Raw genomic sequence first — 15,846 nt, forward strand, 5'->3', positions numbered from 1 at the left:
TGATCATCCTAATTACCATTTGAATAATTAACGCCACCGGGCAGCGGTCCTGATTTAGGGTCCCAAACCTTGCTCGGCACAACCTGCTCCGAGTCAAAATCATCAAATATTAAATCAGAGGGGATTTTTACATCAAGAGCTCTTTCAATGTCAGGAACGATCCTTGATAAAAGATTTAATTCGTTAAACTTATCCCTGCATGCAAGGCGCACCCTTCTTTCAAGCCCCTCATCTCCATCTGCTGCTGCCGCCCTAAAAGATAATGGTATCGTAATACTTGCCTTATATAAATCCGCTATATCATAAACAAATGATAACTGTTTACCGGTATGGATAAAACCAAGCCCTGTCGAATAACCAATCGAGATTATGGCTGCGCTACATATACCATAAAGGCAGGAGTTCGCCACTGATAACGCGCGATTGACCGGGTCAGCATTAGACCAGTTATTGGGGTCAAAATTTCTACCGGTCCATGGTACACCAGTATCCATACTTGCCAGAGCATATGTTTGCCGGACTCTCTGGCCTTCCATACCCCTTAGCTGCTGAATTGTAAGGTTCTCAGGTATCTGGTCATTGAATCTCATCCGGTACATACGTTCTACAACTTTTAGACGGAGAGATGGGTTACTCACCAGTAGAGCCTGTCTTATCAATTTTGAAGAATGGCGGGTCTCGCCGAATCCCTGTGCATAAAAACGAATGCCACCTTCGCCGCACCATGCAGCGAGACATCCGTTATCTGCCAATGTCTTTACTGCTTCGTGAGTAATACTTGTTCCCGGACCCATCATTAGCAAAGCAAGACTGGCACAGGGGACACTGGTTCTCCCTCTTTCATCATGGATAGCTACTGCCTTATTTTCTCGATCGATTTTACAGTGCTCTACATAAAGGTAGCTCCACCCGTCCTCGACTCTCGGGAGTTCATGCAGATCTTTCGGCATCAATCCCCTCTTGCTGAGGCAATAGATAAAAGTCCGAACCCATATGCTTTCCCACTACCTATCCCAGCTTTCAAGGTATCCTGAAATTTGCAGGCGTCGGTGACTATAAGTTTTCCTTCATAAAGTACGGAGACAAAGCTAAGCCTGTTATTGACAGTTCCGTTAGAACACTGATTACCTTTTAAGTAAGCCCCTTTTTGTGGGCTTTCTTCTTTTACAAGTACATCGGCCAGTTCATGAATCGCCTTTGCTGCGATCAGTTCGAATCCTCCGTGATCACCTTTACGCTTTAACCATGATATCTGTTCGGCCTCATTTTTTAGTGGCACTCTTTTTCCATTAGACTTAGGCTTGCCCAGTTTTATTTCCTCTACCCTAGACGTACCTACTTTTTTTGTAGGATTCGCCCTTAACCGGAATGTAAAAACGTCGCCGGATTTTATACCGCCATATTGTTCAGATATTTGTTTACATGCTGGATTTTCCAGATCCGTATCGATAAGAAGGTATCCTGCAGGTAAAGACGACCAGTCAGGATTCACCAGAGATTGTACAAGCAAAACTATAGCACCGCTTCGGGGATGAATGTCAAGCCTGTGAAGTACCCCGAACTTTTCTCTTGCATCCGCATCTTCTTCATTTAAGTCCGGATACCCGCCGAGGACCGTCCTGTGAAGTTCCTGACAATCCGCAAGGTCTCTTCTCACCGCTTTATTTCCGGGATTGAGTATTAATCTAGAGAGGTACATGTATCCTCCTTCATTATAGGTGCTTTAATTTTGAAAATTCTAACATTTCTTATACCATACATGCGAACAGGGCTCTTTTGTACTCGGTCCGTCCTCATATAAGGCCCATTATGATCTTCTACGATGCATTTGAGCTCTTCAGGATATTTTTCACGAACTTCACATGTATAAGAACTCCATGGATACTTTGCCAGCACATCATCGATAGACCCATAATCCTGTGTTATTGTTTCAAATATTGGCCTGGTAGGCGGACAGGATTTTCTTCCGAGATAAATCGGCCATCGAGGATCTTCCATTGCATCTCTTATCTTATACAGGAGTTGACCGGGACCTTCGATAGCGACCAGAAAAGATGCGTCTTCAATATATTCCCTTATTGATATTATTGTAGTAGGCTCACCGTCACTACCTTTGAACTTACCTTCGGCAGTGGGAAGTACTCCGTTTATTGTATGAAAGTCTTTAGAAATTTCGCCCGGATTTTCTATTCTTATACCTATCCGGAGGTTCTTATCAAGCTCTTCTACAAGTCTCGGATCATTTCTCGAATAACCCATAGCGCATCCTATCAGCCCGACAATGCCCGATTTTGACGGTTCTTCCCCTGTGTCTCTTATGTCCCATTTTGCCTTGAGGCCCCATGACTGCATAGGCCCTTCTAGCCTTAAAATCAAGATAGGTGGATAATCCGTCATTAAACCACCCATTAAAACGCCTTTTTAATACTGGATATAAGGTCATCGATGGACGGGCATTCATCTGCCCCGTTTATTCTTTTATTTCCAGTCGTAAACAGCAGCCTTTTTGTAGATTCAAGATTAAATTTAGCAGTCTGAAGTTCAACCTCATTAATGAACTTATTTATGCTATCCTCGATCAAGTCAACGCTATTCGATGGTTTCGCTGGCCTGATGAAAGCATTTGCAAAACTTACAGGAGTCTTTTTCGGCCTGATCTCTACGAGTATCATACTTGGTAACTGATGAGCTGCAAAGCTGTTCTGTTTACCGCTTGGGGTCGTATAAATCGCGGCTTTTATGAATGCGCTTATTGTAACGGAAGCTATTTTTTTGGCATTTTCAAGAGCTTCTTCGTATGCCTTTTTCTCGGCTTCATCCGATTTTTCTCCCGGTTTGATGCCTGCGAGATTTTCAACGAATGATTCGTAATCAAGTGAGAAATATTTATAATAGCAAGCCGAATTAAATTGAACGTCACCGATCATATCAGCTCCTGTATCTTCATTATTATTTTTTTGAAGATCATCGACTGCGGTGAAATAATCGAACTCGTGATCCATCTTGTTCGTCGATAATGCATGGGCTACCTGCATGGATGCCTCAACGTTCATGAACGCATCTGAAGTGGTCATACGCCCGAATAAAGCAATATCGGGAGTTATGGGACGCCAGCCCTTAAGTTCTGCTTTTTTCTGAAGGTCGGCAGCTTTAATTTTCTTAAATTCTTCGACACTGTCGGAAGTTTTAATTGCATCCTTCATTACTTCGGCAACTGCATCGATGTCTTTTTGTGTTATAAACATCGTCTGTGCAGTGTTCAATTCACCTTCTCGCTCCTTCCCGTCTTTTGTACCGAAACCGGTTGCCTTTTCTGCGGCCATATTAGCCATTTTTTCATCAATGCCTTCACTCAATAATTTCTGTTTCACCAGTTCCGGCAGCCTTCTAGTCCTCATCGCGAGTCCGATATCTTTCATCTCTTCCTGGAATATTTCAGAGGCCCTGATGCTTCGCTTTATGCTCTGGCTGGATATTCGCGACCTTCTGATCCCTCCGAACATGCAATCTTTAGGGCTTCCTGTATCATCCCTGTTCAGATTACAGGGAGCGTGATTCTGTATCATGTGTATCTCAATTAATTTCATACTTTTACCTCCTTGTTTATTGATTGATCATTATTTTCTGCAGGTTTACCATAGCCGAAATACGACCTGGCCCACCTTTTCTGAACTTTCTTTTCTGGATTATTCCAGAATTTTAGATCTTGTAGCAGTCTTAGCCAATCAACACCGATCTCATGGCTGCCTGCAAGTTTTACACATTGCCTTATTCTGTAGGCGAGCTCTCCGCCGCCAGGCTTAAAACCGTCTACAATATCGAATTCACTATCCAGCAATGCAGCCATACGGCTGTCAATGCTTTCTGATCCGGCCCGTTCTTTCAATCTTTTCATCGTCAACCCGAAATCGCCATCAAAATGATACTTATTATGCCCGTAAAGTGTTGCGACGATGAAAAATACCTCTTCATTTGGAGAGTCTGCAATGCCATATGGAAGTATATTGTAGAAAGCCTTCATTGCCCCGCGGGATTCCGCTATTGTATTGCCTGCATTCCTTTTAAGGACGGCAAGATCGCCCCTGTCGACACTCGACAGCCTTTGAAGGAACTCCTCGTTTCTGTCTGGTTTTTGCTGTTCTTGTTTCTCGTAATAAGCTTTCATGTTGACTCCTTCTTATTCCTCGATTTTTTACCGTCTTTTTTACTATCAGGATACAATGCAGCTCTGGTACGCGCCCTGAATTCATTCATGGCTTCGACCTGCCGCTTTAGTGATTCACCATCCGTATCAAGAGGACCTAACCCTTTCTCAAGAGCTTTTGTACCCTCTTGTACCAGTATCTTTTTCCATTCATCTATCAGTTTAAAATAAGCTCCAGAGTCGTTTTCATCCTGTTTCGATAGTGTCGATAAAAATTCATTTTCGAACTGATCCTTCAATGATCTCCAGTAAGATGATTGGGCTGAAACGATGATATTATCAAATGCTTTATCGTTAGACTTGCCATTTCTTGGATAAGCCTTTTTCAGGGCTTGCCGGATATTATAAGATACATAATCGGCAAGGTCCATCCCATCCTGAATTAACCTTCCGGCATTATTCTTATCAAGGATCTCCCTGGCAATGTTAAGATCCTCATGATACCATTCATATATTTTCATCTTACCATCTGTCCGAATGCCGAAAACTTCAATCTGGAGTGGTTCTTCTTTTCGTATGATGCCAGTGTCTCCAAGTTGTTTGAATTGATTGATGACCGAGGGTCTTTCGTAGCTTATTTTTCCATCCTTGCCGGAATAATCTCCATGCTGTAATAGCATAAGCGGCCCGATATCTCTCCATAATTCTTTATTTGGGACGGGCCGTAATGGCCTAATACCTTCTTTCGTTTTAATGTAGGATACTTGTGGATCAGCCCAATATCCAGGTTCAGGTGATTTTTGGCCCGGCCCCCAATTCATGTGTCGTACAAGTCCGGGCTGTTCGGCCCCGCTATATGTACATTTTCCTACTGATCCTTCAGGTATAAGTTGAATAATACGAGGTCTCCAGGTCAGGCCTCCCGGTATCGAGAATGTTTTCACATCTTTTATGGAATCAAGTTTATTTCCATTCTTCCATACAACAGGCATATCGCCTATAGGCTTTATGAATGGCTGAACAACACAAACATTATAGACGATAGTTTCAAAGAGATTCCTTCCTTTGACTAAGACATACCATGGAGGACTACCATTAATGCTTGGAGATAAACCGGCACCGCCAGCAGTCATGAATGGCGCTATCGTCACGAGCCCCTTTGCACACTGTTCATAAGAAAAGGCATGGTCTTCCCAATTTCCATGATGGAAATGCGTAACGTTTGTGCCGGCAGGAAGATGTTGCATTAACCTTGCTACCGGCTCCGGTGGTTTCTTTTTAATGTCATTTATCGGTTCTTGCATAAATGGGTGTTTTTCATCAAAAATATCGAACCTGTCCCCCCATTCAGTGGCGTATAAATCTAATATTTCGTGGTCAAAATATCCATTTTCAAGTATATCGGCAAGATCTTCCGTATCGCCAGGATTAAACGCATCCATAATAAATGCGATAAGTAAGCGATATATGCCAAACTCAATAGGAGGGGCGGGATCATAAATACATTTAAGATTATGCGACTCTTTCAGAGTACCCAGAATACCCATGTGCCTAATACTACCCGATTGATCAATGGAACCAATCCATGGTTCTGTTAATAGATTATATGATGCCAAATTTTCACCTCTTCATAATTTTTCCATTCTCAGCCCATACTCGTCATCATTTGTTATTACAACACGATCGCCATTCTTATTGACACCTTTCCACATCACGGAATTCATACATAATATGCTCAAACCTTTTAGCCACATAGGACCCTGTATTATCTGTTTATAACCAGGTTCAGCGTCATATTCATTGATCCAACTACAGGGTATGCTGGCCATTTTCAACATCAAACGCTTCATCATATCTTTAGAAGGAGCGTTCTTGCAATTAATAAAATCCTCGAACTCGTCGTCATTCAGGATTAATAATCGGTTAGTATTATCGCCGAGACGTGTCTTTGCATAAAAGTAGGATCTGGTGCCAGTATCATCCTCATCAAAGGAAAATGCGCTTGACATCAACGCCAAACTGAATTCCTTTTTATTTGGATCTGTAATTAGATATGGCGAAGCTTTCCCTTTTTCACCATCTATACTATGTCGCATATCGTCATAAGAGTCGGAAAGATCCTGGATTGTGATACCAGAAGATGATGGCATCATGTCCGGAGTATAAATTGAATATGCTTTCTCGACGAGCGTACGTATATCTGTCGGTATCAGAATATTATCTAAGGATCCAATGATGTCTAGCGTTCTCAAAAGTGTATACCTATGATAAATAACTTCAGAAGCCCCAAAATCAGGTTTTCCTTGGGCGGGAAGTAATATATGCAGCCTTGGTATCGTTCCAGTCGGTCTGTTTTTACGGTCGTGTCGATGAAGACGGCCTGCTCTTTGCAAGATAAGATCGATAGGTGCGATCTCAACGATCATCTCATCAAAATCTAGATCGAGGCTTTGCTCAACTACCTGTGTAGCAACCAGTATCGCTCTTTTAGGTCTCACAGTATAATCAGGATGACTTTCGATGAGCAAACTTCTTTTATCAAATAATTTAAGAGCTTTTTTCTCGATCACTCCCCTTATATCGGCCGTAAACCTTGAATGGAACAATAATAGTTCAACGCTATCGTCTTTTAAATTCTTCAGGGCTTCATAGACTTTCTGAGCAGCTTTAACGGTATTTAGTATGATACATATGCAGCCGCCATTAGTAGACGATTCAAGAGCAAGTGACGCAATTTTATGGTATTCACCGATAAATCCGGGATGCTTTTCTAAACTAATGTTCATATGCTTAGATGACCCGGCAACTGCTTCTTCGATGATATTATTATTTTGGTCGACGTAAGTTACTAAAGGATAGCCCATAGTTGGCTGGAAAGTTCCAAGATTTTTTTGACCTTGGTTTATGAAAGAAGATAATAGTTCTTGCTTTTTATCAGAAGGCAATGTTGCTGACAAGAGAATGACAGGAATTTCAAGACAGGAGCACCACTTAAGCAATAGCCATAATATTGTGCTCATATATGCATCATAAGCATGGACTTCATCTATTATCAATACTTTATTTGATAACCCGAACAGTCTAAGGAAACCAAATTTAACGTTAAGTACACTCATTAGACTCTGATCGATTGTTCCTACAGAATACGGAGCCAGTAGGGCTCGTTTTGAAGGCTTGAACCAATTCATTATTTCTATAGTATTATCGAATTCATCATCGTATTGCACATTTATTGGGGATACCTCGTCTATGACCCAGGACATTCCATGGACTAGATGTGGTTTTATGATAGCATCTTTATTATGTAATTCTAAAAATTCATTTACTCTACCATACATCTGGTTACTGGTGGCCGCAGTCGGAAGTGCAACATACATACCGGATAGATTATTCTTCCTCATTATTTGGACCGCAGTATATATTGCGGCCTCAGTCTTGCCTTCGCCCATCGGGGCTTCGATTATGATCATACGAGGGATGCTACATGACTTGATAATATCTACACATTCTTGTTGAATAGGTCGTAATTTAGTAAATGTAGAACCCGGCCAAACCTCACAAAACTCGACCTTATCTTCCCAGGATATACCATCATCAAAACCTAGATAACTAATGGCTTTTTTAGCATTAACCCGGCTAATATTCGCATATTCTTCAGTTGAACACTGTAAATCAGTATATCGCATCAAATCTACATTTGATGCAATCCAGTCGCTTAACACTATTAACCCGCTAAGTAATAAGCCTGCTTTACCATTGTCAATAAATTCCACTGAGGATATTTCAGGAGGTTTAAATATACTTTTTACTTCATTATTCAGTATTTCTTTATAATTATCCCAGTATTTTTTCAATGTCGGATAATCAATTGGATCCTTAAAATTAGATCTGCTATGATGGTTCAGTATACTATTTGATACGGTATTATAGGATCTTCTGCTCCAGCCTTCTTTAGATAATTGTTCCTTAATCCAATCATGGCTTCTTTTTTCATGAAGGAATCTTCTATCATATTCCGGAGGAAAAAGTATGCCTGACGTCATGAGTTCCTGAGCTAATTTTTCATTCTTAATTTGAAAGTCAGGTTCGCATTTACCAATATCATGAATAGCTGCCAGATAAGCCATCCATGCCATACTGGACGTTTCATCAAGCCCGGTCGCCGAAGAAAATTTTTTATTTATGATTTTAAAACAAGGAGTCGATAATAAAGATAAGGCAATATTACCAACGTCAATCATGTGATGTAACAATGAATGTCTGGGATTAGATTTAGCCCATATTATATTTGGATCAATTTCTATCATAACACCACACCGATTTAATATAATTGTTACCAACTTATCTTCAATTTTTTGTATATTAAATATAGGATTTATATTACAAAAATTGCGAACAATTATTAACCAATATATACATCATGTGACATTTTATATTGTTGTGTCTTATGACTTAATATTATAAAAGATTATTGGTCAACCGATTACCAAAGAATATTAGAAAGCGTTCGGCGAATGCTTTTAGGGTCTGCCCGAAGCGAGCGTTAGCGAGCGAAGGGATGCGTAGATGGCAGGGTAATGGACGCGGCCTCTGTCCGCGTCGCTTAGGACTTGCAGCATAACAGAGCGAAGCGAATGTTATGCGGGGTGCAAGCCCGGCCCTGACATCGAAGCACCCTAAAAGCCGAGTAGCGAGGCCAAAGGCCGAGCGTCGAACCGCGAAAACAAATAAGAAAATAAGAAAAGATTATTCATCAAAAATAAAAAATGAATATAGGATCGTGAATTCTAACGTTTTTGTTAGTTTATTAAAGAAGAAAATATTCATAATAAAACAGCGGACTCGCCGCGATTCGAACGCGGGTCTTAGGGTTCGAAGCCCCACAGGATGTCCTGGCTACCCCACGAGTCCAACGACGCACTTTACTTGCGCCCCTAAATATTAAAACTTTTGTATCGGAAAATTATAGTGCCATCAGACATATAGCTAACCTATAATAGGATAGCAACTCTTATGGACTTTATTAATTCAGTATTTAATCCCATGTAAACCGATAAGTTTTAACCTTTAAGAAAATGTTATGAAGAAATGATTAATTAATAAGATATAAAATAATATTATATATAATTAATTTTAAGGGAAATGTTTTTATATTATAATTAGAGCCCGGATTTGAAAACGGTTAACTAAGGCTTAAAGTGCCCGTTGCCGCGCCAAAATTACATTTTTCAAGTGCCATAACTGTATCTTTAATTCTACATTCACCACACATAACACCAAACGCATAGAAATATATAAATACATGAAGTAGGTATTGTATTTCACAGTAGGAAACATACTTCCTACTTAGAAAGGATATGTAAGTTTGGTGGAGGAACCAATTGTGTCAGACAAATTAAAGAACGTGTATGACCTGATAGAGAAAAAGAAAATAAAATATGTAGACTACAAGTTCGTGGACGTGCCCGGAACCTGGCAGCACAAGACTCACCCGATCTCCGAACTTGACGACGATGTATTTGAAAATGGTACCGGATTCGATGGTTCGAGCATCAGAGGCTTCCAGAACATCGAGGACAGCGACATGCTGCTTATGCCGGACGCAACCACCGCATTTATCGACCCATTCATCGCCGAGCCCACAATATCCATAACCTGTGATGTAAAAGAGCCTGGCAAGTCAGACGGCTACAGCAGAGACCCGAGACACATCGCTAAAAAGGCAGAGGAATACTTAAAGTACAGCGGAATAGCAGACACCAGCTACTGGGGTCCTGAACTGGAATTCTTCATATTCGACGATGTGCAGTTTGACGTGCTTACTCCATACAAGGGCACCGGCTACTCAGTTAACTCAAACGAGGGCGTATGGAACTCCAACCATAACAGCACCCCCAACCTGGGCCACCGCGTAAGGTTCAAGGAAGGCTACTTCCCGGTCGCCCCGACTGACACCCAGACCGACATCAGGAACGAAATGGTCGGCCTGATGGAAGAAATTGGCATTAAGGTAGAGCTGCACCACCATGAGGTCGCCACCGCAGGCCAGGCAGAGATCGATATGAGGTTCGACACTCTGGCAAGCATGGGCGACAAGGTCATGAAATACAAGTATGTGGTCAAGAACGTTGCCGCAAGGAACGGCAAGACCGCGACCTTCATGCCCAAGCCGCTCTTTGGAGACAACGGCAGCGGAATGCACGTCCACCAGAGCTTATGGAAGGATGGCAAGCCATTGTTCTTCGACGAGAACGGTTACGCATTACTTTCACAGACCGCATTATATTACATAGGCGGTCTATTGACTCACGCCCCCGCACTTCTGGCTTTCTGCAGCCCGAGCACGAACTCTTACAAGAGGCTTGTCCCGGGATACGAGGCGCCGGTTAACCTGGTATTCTCAAGCAGGAACAGAAGCGCTGCGATACGCATACCCATGTACTCGAACAACCCCAAGACAAAGCGTATAGAGTTCAGGCCGCCAGACGCGACTGCTAATCCGTACCTCGCGTTCGCAGCCATGCTCATGGCAGGAATTGACGGCATAAAGAAGAAGATCGACCCGACCGAGGCAGGATTCGGCCCGCTGAACAAGAACATATACCACCTGGCCGCAGAGGAAAGGGCGAAGATCAGGTCTGTACCTGGATCGCTCGACGAAGCGCTCAACGCACTGCAATCCGACTATGACTTCCTCCTGGAAGGCGGAGTATTCACCAAAGAACTCGTAGAGGGCTGGATCGACTACAAGAGGTCCAACGAGATAGACCCGGTCAGAATGAGAACCCACCCGTACGAAGTATACCTGTACTACGACGCATAGATCGTGGGATACCCTCCACCTCTTTTTTTATTTTTAATACAATTTTTCTTTCTTTATCAATAGCATGTCCGATGAAAAGTTTATTATGGACTCATTTACCAGTATCATGTGATATGCCGGGATCTATGGTTAGTGACATCATCAATAAGATCATATCAGGGCCGTTCTGTTGTATAGTCATTTTTGCGCCAGGGCTGATTATCCCGCTCTATAAGTGGCTAAAGTCGATGCTGTCCGGCAGGAAAGAAAGATAATGAAAAATTATATGAGATGTGCGCCGGATAGGTTTATTTTAGTCTTCCTTACTTCTCCGAACTCGTATAAGCCTTCAGGCATCGTAGAGAATACCGTATCGCCCAGCATCGCCATCGATGCCATTCCGCCGTGAGATTCCACTGCTTCGACCGCATCCATAGCCCTGGAGCTTATTAGCCCGGTATCAACGGAAAAGTCCCTCGACAATTTCATAAAGTTCTCGAAAGTCGGCCGTCTTAACAAACCATCAAGGCACTTTTTCCCGGCCTTATTGATCAGTTCCCTTTCTTTGCTGTCCGATAATATTGTCTTTGTAGATAATGGCCCGAATGAAATGTAATAAATGTCCATGGCAGGGACTGGTATCCGGTCAATTATAAAAGGAGTCCCGGGCTTAAGCCTTACAGTGACTCCGCCGCATGTCATCCCGGCGACATCGCCCAGCCCGGTGCTGTTCCGGACCTCGGCCACATGGGCGGCATAGCTCAAATCGTTAAAAGTCTTTTCCAGTTTCAGGGCTTTGTTGAGCGCAAGTGCAGTGCTCAGCGCTCCTGCTCCGCTTGCCCCGAAACCGCCTCCTACCGGTATGGAAAGTCTGCTTTTGACTGTGACAGGCTTATCCGTGAGCAATTCGATCAACGTTCTTGTCGTGACCGCATCTGTTTCTTTTCCATTAAGAAATATTTCAGTACGGTCTGACGGACTCACTTCAGTGTATGCCCCGTCATCAAGTGCCAGCCCGCACCCGCATGAGCCCATTCTTAAGGGGTCATCTTCCTCGTGGACGATAAAGAACCCGGTGATGTGCGCCGGAGCGAAGGCTTTGCCCATCATTTAAAATACTCCGATACCGCGTCAAGTATGGCAGAAGCGACAGCCCTCTTCTTGCCGGAACTCCTGCTCACTGTCCCGTCAGCCTGGATTATGAACACGTCGTTCACTTCAATGTCGCGAACGCCTCCGAAGCGGTTTGCGACCACCATGTTCGCGCCTGAAGAGTCCATTTTCTTAATGGCCCTTTCGACAAGCTCGTCCTCGCCGACAGTCTCTGCCTTGAAAGCGACTATGAATACAGCGGGGAACTCGTGCCTTACGCGCTCGAGTATCTTTTCAGCAGGCCTGAGAGTTATCGTTACCGGGCCTGAAGAGCTGATCTTTTCAGACGAAGGCACTACGGTGAAATCGGATATCGCCGCGGCGCTGATATAAATATCGTAGCCGGTCCTCAGCTCGTTCATAACTGCATTCATCATGTCTGCGGCGCTGTCCGCAAATATCTCTTTTATGCCCCTTATGCCAAGCCGGTGGCGGTGCACGACAGTGACGTCTGCGCCGCTGCGAAAAGCCTCCAGAGCGATCTCGGTGCCCATGCGGCCCGTGCTGCGGCTTGTCAGCACGCGTATCGGGTCTATCTCCTCAAAATTGGGCCCGCTGGTTATCAGTATCTTCTTGCCCTTCAGCGGAGATGATGAAAGGATACGCTCCGCGTTAAGGACGATCTCATCGTTTTCCGGAAGCTTCGCGATCTTTTCCTCTATCTTAGGCATGAGGAACCTGACCCCGATACTTTCCAGCTTCTTTATGTTTTCCTGTACAATAGGATGATCGAACATCGTCCCGTGCATCGCCGGGACGACCATGATAGGGATCTTTGAGCCTATAGCGGTCGTAGCAAATGTAGTTACGGTGGTGTCATCGATACCGGAGGCTATCTTACTTATGGTGTTCGCTGTGCACGGCGCGATCAAAAGAAGGTCATAGGCTTCCTCACGCTTTCCGCAATATGCGACATGCTCCACATCTCCGGTTATCTCTGTTATGGCCTTTCTGCCGGTAGCATATTCAAGAGCCCATGGATGGATGATAGTCTTAGCGGCTTCGCTCATTACGCCCTGTACTTCAGCGCCGTTACGGATAAGCTCCCTGGCCAGCTTAATCGATTCTACTGCCGCAATGCTTCCTGTCACGCATAATATTATCTTCTTGCCCGCAAGAGAAGTGCTTCTTGATGCGGTAAGATCGAGCGTGGGATGAGAGACGTTCAAGCTCAATGATAGAACCTCGTTCTTATGTAAAGCCTGAAGGATTTTAAAGTTTCTTATTATAGTCGGTAATATTTTGACTCGCACGTTGTATCGTTTTTCATCTCTGGTCCCATGCCATAAATAAAAAAAAGAAACGCCGGGCCCCGGAGACAAAAAGTTCTCATGATAGACCAATAAGAACTGATAATTAAAAGATAACAGCGGACAAAGTTTTTATTTTATGTGTTATTTTTGAGGCATACGTTAACCACATCGGAATGCATTATCTTTATATACTCAAAGTTACTATGACGTGATGATTACTTAAGGCAAGGTTATCAAAAAATTTCTGGAGTTAATTAGATGGCAAAGCAGAAATCTGAGTCCCGTTCTCGGAAAACGGGTAGCAATTTGAAGGCTTGCAGGGACTGTCATAGCCTGGTGGAAGGTCCGGTTTGCCCGACCTGCCAGTCAAGCATACTCAGCGAAGACTGGTCCGGCTATGTGGTCATCATTGACCCTGTGAAGTCTGAGATCGCGGCCCTGATGAATATAAAGCGTCCTGGTAAGTTCGCTTTGAAGGTGCGGTAATTTGGCCCTGAAGTTGCCGGTAGAGTTAAGGGAGAAGCTAAAGAAGCCCTATGGTAAGCTTTACCGCTGCAAAGGAGAAGATTGCCTTAAGCAAGTGATAGAAGAATTACCAGACCCTGTCAGGATCATTTCGATAGGGGATGTGACCACATATTACCTGCTGAAGGCTAACGTTATCCCTGATATGTGCCTTGTGGACGACATGACCATGAGAATTCCTGTCGACCGGGCAATGAAGCAGGGAACGGCCCACAGATCATTCAAAGAGGTAACCGTCATTAACCCTCCCGGCGTCGTTACGGGAGAGCTGATGGACGCGATTAAGGACAATATGGACTCCAGAATTCCCGTCCGGATATTCGTCGACGGGGAAGAGGATCTTGCGGTCATACCGGCGTGCATATACGCTCCGATCGGTTCGGTCGTGATATACGGCCAGCCCGGCGAGGGCATGGTCGTGGTAGAGATCACCGAGGAGAAGAAACAACAAACTTTATCTTTGATAGAGCAAATGATAGAGGAAAACGCCAGTTAATATCATCAATATTCGATGGTGAATAGTATGGAAATAAAAGTACTTGAAGAAAAGAAAAACCCTCTCTTAGAGAGACGCGAGGTCAAGTTCTGCGCCACGCACAACCTTGGCACACCGTCGAGAGAGGAAATAAAGAACAAGATAGCCGCATATCTGAACTCCAAGCCTGAGCTCGTCATCATAGAGCAGATGAGGTCTGCCTATGGAAAGCGCGAGACATACGGCTATGCAAAGATATACGAGACAGAGGACCGCTTAAAGCGCGTCGAGACAGAGCACATCATCCAGAGGAACGCTAAACCCGCTCCCGAGGAAAAGAAGGAATAATCAGGCAGTGATGACTATGGCAAAGAAGGCAGCACCAGCAAAAGGAAGCGGCTTAAAGTCCAGAATGTACGAGGTCAGCAAGGAAGGCAAGGTCACCAGGAAAGGCCAGACCTGCCCGAGATGCGGTGACGGAGTATTCCTCGCAGCCCACAAGGACAGGACGTCCTGCGGCAAGTGCGGGTATACCGAGTACAAGAAATAAGAACAGCACAGACTTTTAGACCATAACTATCACCGAGATGGACGCTCCCCCGGATCGATGATGATTATAGGTATGCCATGCCGGCCGCCCAGTATTACCCGGTACCGGATGGCGTACGTTCACATATCTTTTCTAAACTTTTCTCGTCATCAGGAGAACATCGCAGCCCTGAACCTGGTAATATTTTCCAGTATGTCGATTTATTATCAGTTATAAAAAAAGAAAAGTATAAAATAGCTATAAAGCGATTGACAAACGAAGTGAAAATAATGCCAATGAATATTATCAATGTTAAAGTGGACGACGAGCAGGAAGAGACTATCCTGAGCGCCGGCAAGGATACCGGATATGTCATGATGATCATGAACGATGAAGGCGGCATAAGAATATCGACCGAAGAGCTGGAGACTATGGTCGAAGGCGAGAACGATGCCGCTACCATCGATTTTACATCGGAGTACTATGAGCACGTATTCGAGTGGCTTGGGGACAATGACGTTGAGGTCACGGACGATATAGTGGAGACCATCAGCCAGCAAAAAGAGGCCGAGTTCCAGTTCGAGGAGAACGAATATGCGGAAGCTATCAAAAAGTCCGAAAAGCTCACGACGTCCATGATCGACCAGCTAAAAGAAAAGCTCGAGCAGGGAATTGATACGGCTGTCACTCCAAAAATGAAGAATGATTACAGGGCCGCGTTAAAAAAATTAAACAACAAAGAGTATGATCTTGACTATATCACGAAATGGTCGGTGCGCCTGATCGGGGAAGATGAGGCGGAAAAATTCAGGGAGAATATTGACGGCACTGAAAGCGATTTCGTGGACCGCATTTTAAAGAATCGTATGTATAACAGGCTTTTCATAGATGACTATGCATTTTTAGAGGGCGACGGAAGCTTAAAGTGGGTCAGCCTCGAAAAGAAAAAGTAAACTGGTGCCTGAT

16 protein-coding genes and 1 tRNA gene are annotated in these 15,846 nt (G+C 43.9%); 7 read left to right on the top strand and 10 right to left on the bottom strand.

Annotated elements, in window-relative coordinates; translation table 11 throughout:
- Positions 1-8: 8 nt before the first annotated feature.
- The 8 genes from cas1e to CUJ83_RS07280 all read right to left on the bottom strand — a co-directional run bounded on the left by cas1e (position 9) and on the right by CUJ83_RS07280 (position 9,055).
- A complete protein-coding gene (gene cas1e / locus CUJ83_RS07245; RefSeq protein WP_230741623.1) occupies positions 9-950 on the bottom strand; it encodes a type I-E CRISPR-associated endonuclease Cas1e in 942 nt (313 codons plus the stop codon).
- Complete coding sequence (gene cas6e, locus CUJ83_RS07250; RefSeq protein ID WP_230741624.1) at positions 950-1,699, bottom strand: type I-E CRISPR-associated protein Cas6/Cse3/CasE; 750 nt, start codon at positions 1,697-1,699, stop codon at positions 950-952. Before cas6e ends, cas1e begins: the two co-directional genes overlap by 1 nt.
- Entirely contained in the window at positions 1,681-2,397 is a 717-nt protein-coding gene (cas5e, locus tag CUJ83_RS07255; RefSeq protein ID WP_230741625.1) for a type I-E CRISPR-associated protein Cas5/CasD, read from the bottom strand. Before cas5e ends, cas6e begins: the two co-directional genes overlap by 19 nt.
- 11 nt (positions 2,398-2,408) lie before the next feature.
- A complete protein-coding gene (gene cas7e, locus CUJ83_RS07260; RefSeq protein WP_230741626.1) occupies positions 2,409-3,587 on the bottom strand; it encodes a type I-E CRISPR-associated protein Cas7/Cse4/CasC in 1,179 nt (392 codons plus the stop codon).
- A complete protein-coding gene (gene casB, locus CUJ83_RS07265) occupies positions 3,584-4,165 on the bottom strand; it encodes a type I-E CRISPR-associated protein Cse2/CasB (protein ID WP_230741627.1) in 582 nt (193 codons plus the stop codon). Before casB ends, cas7e begins: the two co-directional genes overlap by 4 nt.
- Entirely contained in the window at positions 4,162-5,760 is a 1,599-nt protein-coding gene (casA, locus tag CUJ83_RS07270; protein WP_230741628.1) for a type I-E CRISPR-associated protein Cse1/CasA, read from the bottom strand. Before casA ends, casB begins: the two co-directional genes overlap by 4 nt.
- Before the next feature lie 12 nt (positions 5,761-5,772).
- Positions 5,773-8,451, bottom strand: coding sequence for a CRISPR-associated helicase Cas3' (gene cas3, locus CUJ83_RS07275; protein ID WP_230741629.1), 2,679 nt, complete (start codon positions 8,449-8,451; stop codon positions 5,773-5,775).
- 530 nt (positions 8,452-8,981) lie between these two features.
- Positions 8,982-9,055: transfer RNA gene (locus tag CUJ83_RS07280), tRNA-Arg, on the bottom strand.
- A 469-nt stretch (positions 9,056-9,524) separates the two neighbouring features.
- On the opposite strand from CUJ83_RS07280, the gene glnA reads away from it, so the two are divergent.
- Positions 9,525-10,967 (top strand): type I glutamate--ammonia ligase, encoded by a 1,443-nt coding sequence (gene glnA / locus CUJ83_RS07285; RefSeq protein ID WP_369423943.1) that lies wholly within the window; start codon positions 9,525-9,527, stop codon positions 10,965-10,967.
- Between the two features lie 113 nt (positions 10,968-11,080).
- On the top strand, positions 11,081-11,221 hold the full coding sequence (locus tag CUJ83_RS07290) for a hypothetical protein (protein WP_230741631.1): 141 nt from the start codon (positions 11,081-11,083) through the stop codon (positions 11,219-11,221).
- 7 nt (positions 11,222-11,228) lie between these two features.
- Here CUJ83_RS07290 and CUJ83_RS07295 read toward each other — a convergent pair whose 3' ends face one another.
- Together CUJ83_RS07295 and coaBC are read right to left on the bottom strand one after the other, a co-directional pair.
- Complete coding sequence (locus tag CUJ83_RS07295) at positions 11,229-12,056, bottom strand: pantoate kinase (protein ID WP_230741632.1); 828 nt, start codon at positions 12,054-12,056, stop codon at positions 11,229-11,231.
- A complete protein-coding gene (coaBC, locus tag CUJ83_RS07300; RefSeq protein WP_230741633.1) occupies positions 12,053-13,273 on the bottom strand; it encodes a bifunctional phosphopantothenoylcysteine decarboxylase/phosphopantothenate--cysteine ligase CoaBC in 1,221 nt (406 codons plus the stop codon). Before coaBC ends, CUJ83_RS07295 begins: the two co-directional genes overlap by 4 nt.
- 336 nt (positions 13,274-13,609) lie before the next feature.
- Between coaBC and spt4 the strand changes: the two genes are divergently transcribed.
- The 5 genes from spt4 (at position 13,610) to CUJ83_RS07325 (ending at position 15,833) form a co-directional block, all read left to right on the top strand.
- On the top strand, positions 13,610-13,837 hold the full coding sequence (gene spt4, locus CUJ83_RS07305; RefSeq protein WP_230741634.1) for a transcription elongation factor subunit Spt4: 228 nt from the start codon (positions 13,610-13,612) through the stop codon (positions 13,835-13,837).
- Between the two features lies 1 nt (position 13,838).
- Complete coding sequence (locus CUJ83_RS07310; RefSeq protein WP_230741635.1) at positions 13,839-14,372, top strand: GTP-dependent dephospho-CoA kinase family protein; 534 nt, start codon at positions 13,839-13,841, stop codon at positions 14,370-14,372.
- 27 nt (positions 14,373-14,399) lie between these two features.
- Positions 14,400-14,699, top strand: a complete 300-nt coding sequence (locus CUJ83_RS07315; RefSeq protein WP_230741636.1) for a 30S ribosomal protein S24e — start codon at positions 14,400-14,402, stop codon at positions 14,697-14,699.
- A gap of 16 nt (positions 14,700-14,715) precedes the next feature.
- On the top strand, positions 14,716-14,901 hold the full coding sequence (locus CUJ83_RS07320; protein WP_230741637.1) for a 30S ribosomal protein S27ae: 186 nt from the start codon (positions 14,716-14,718) through the stop codon (positions 14,899-14,901).
- Between the two features lie 269 nt (positions 14,902-15,170).
- A complete protein-coding gene (locus tag CUJ83_RS07325; RefSeq protein ID WP_230741638.1) occupies positions 15,171-15,833 on the top strand; it encodes a hypothetical protein in 663 nt (220 codons plus the stop codon).
- The last annotated feature ends 13 nt before the right edge of the window (positions 15,834-15,846 follow it).

This window comes from Methanooceanicella nereidis (assembly GCF_021023085.1).
Lineage (GTDB): Archaea > Halobacteriota > Methanocellia > Methanocellales > Methanocellaceae > Methanooceanicella > Methanooceanicella nereidis.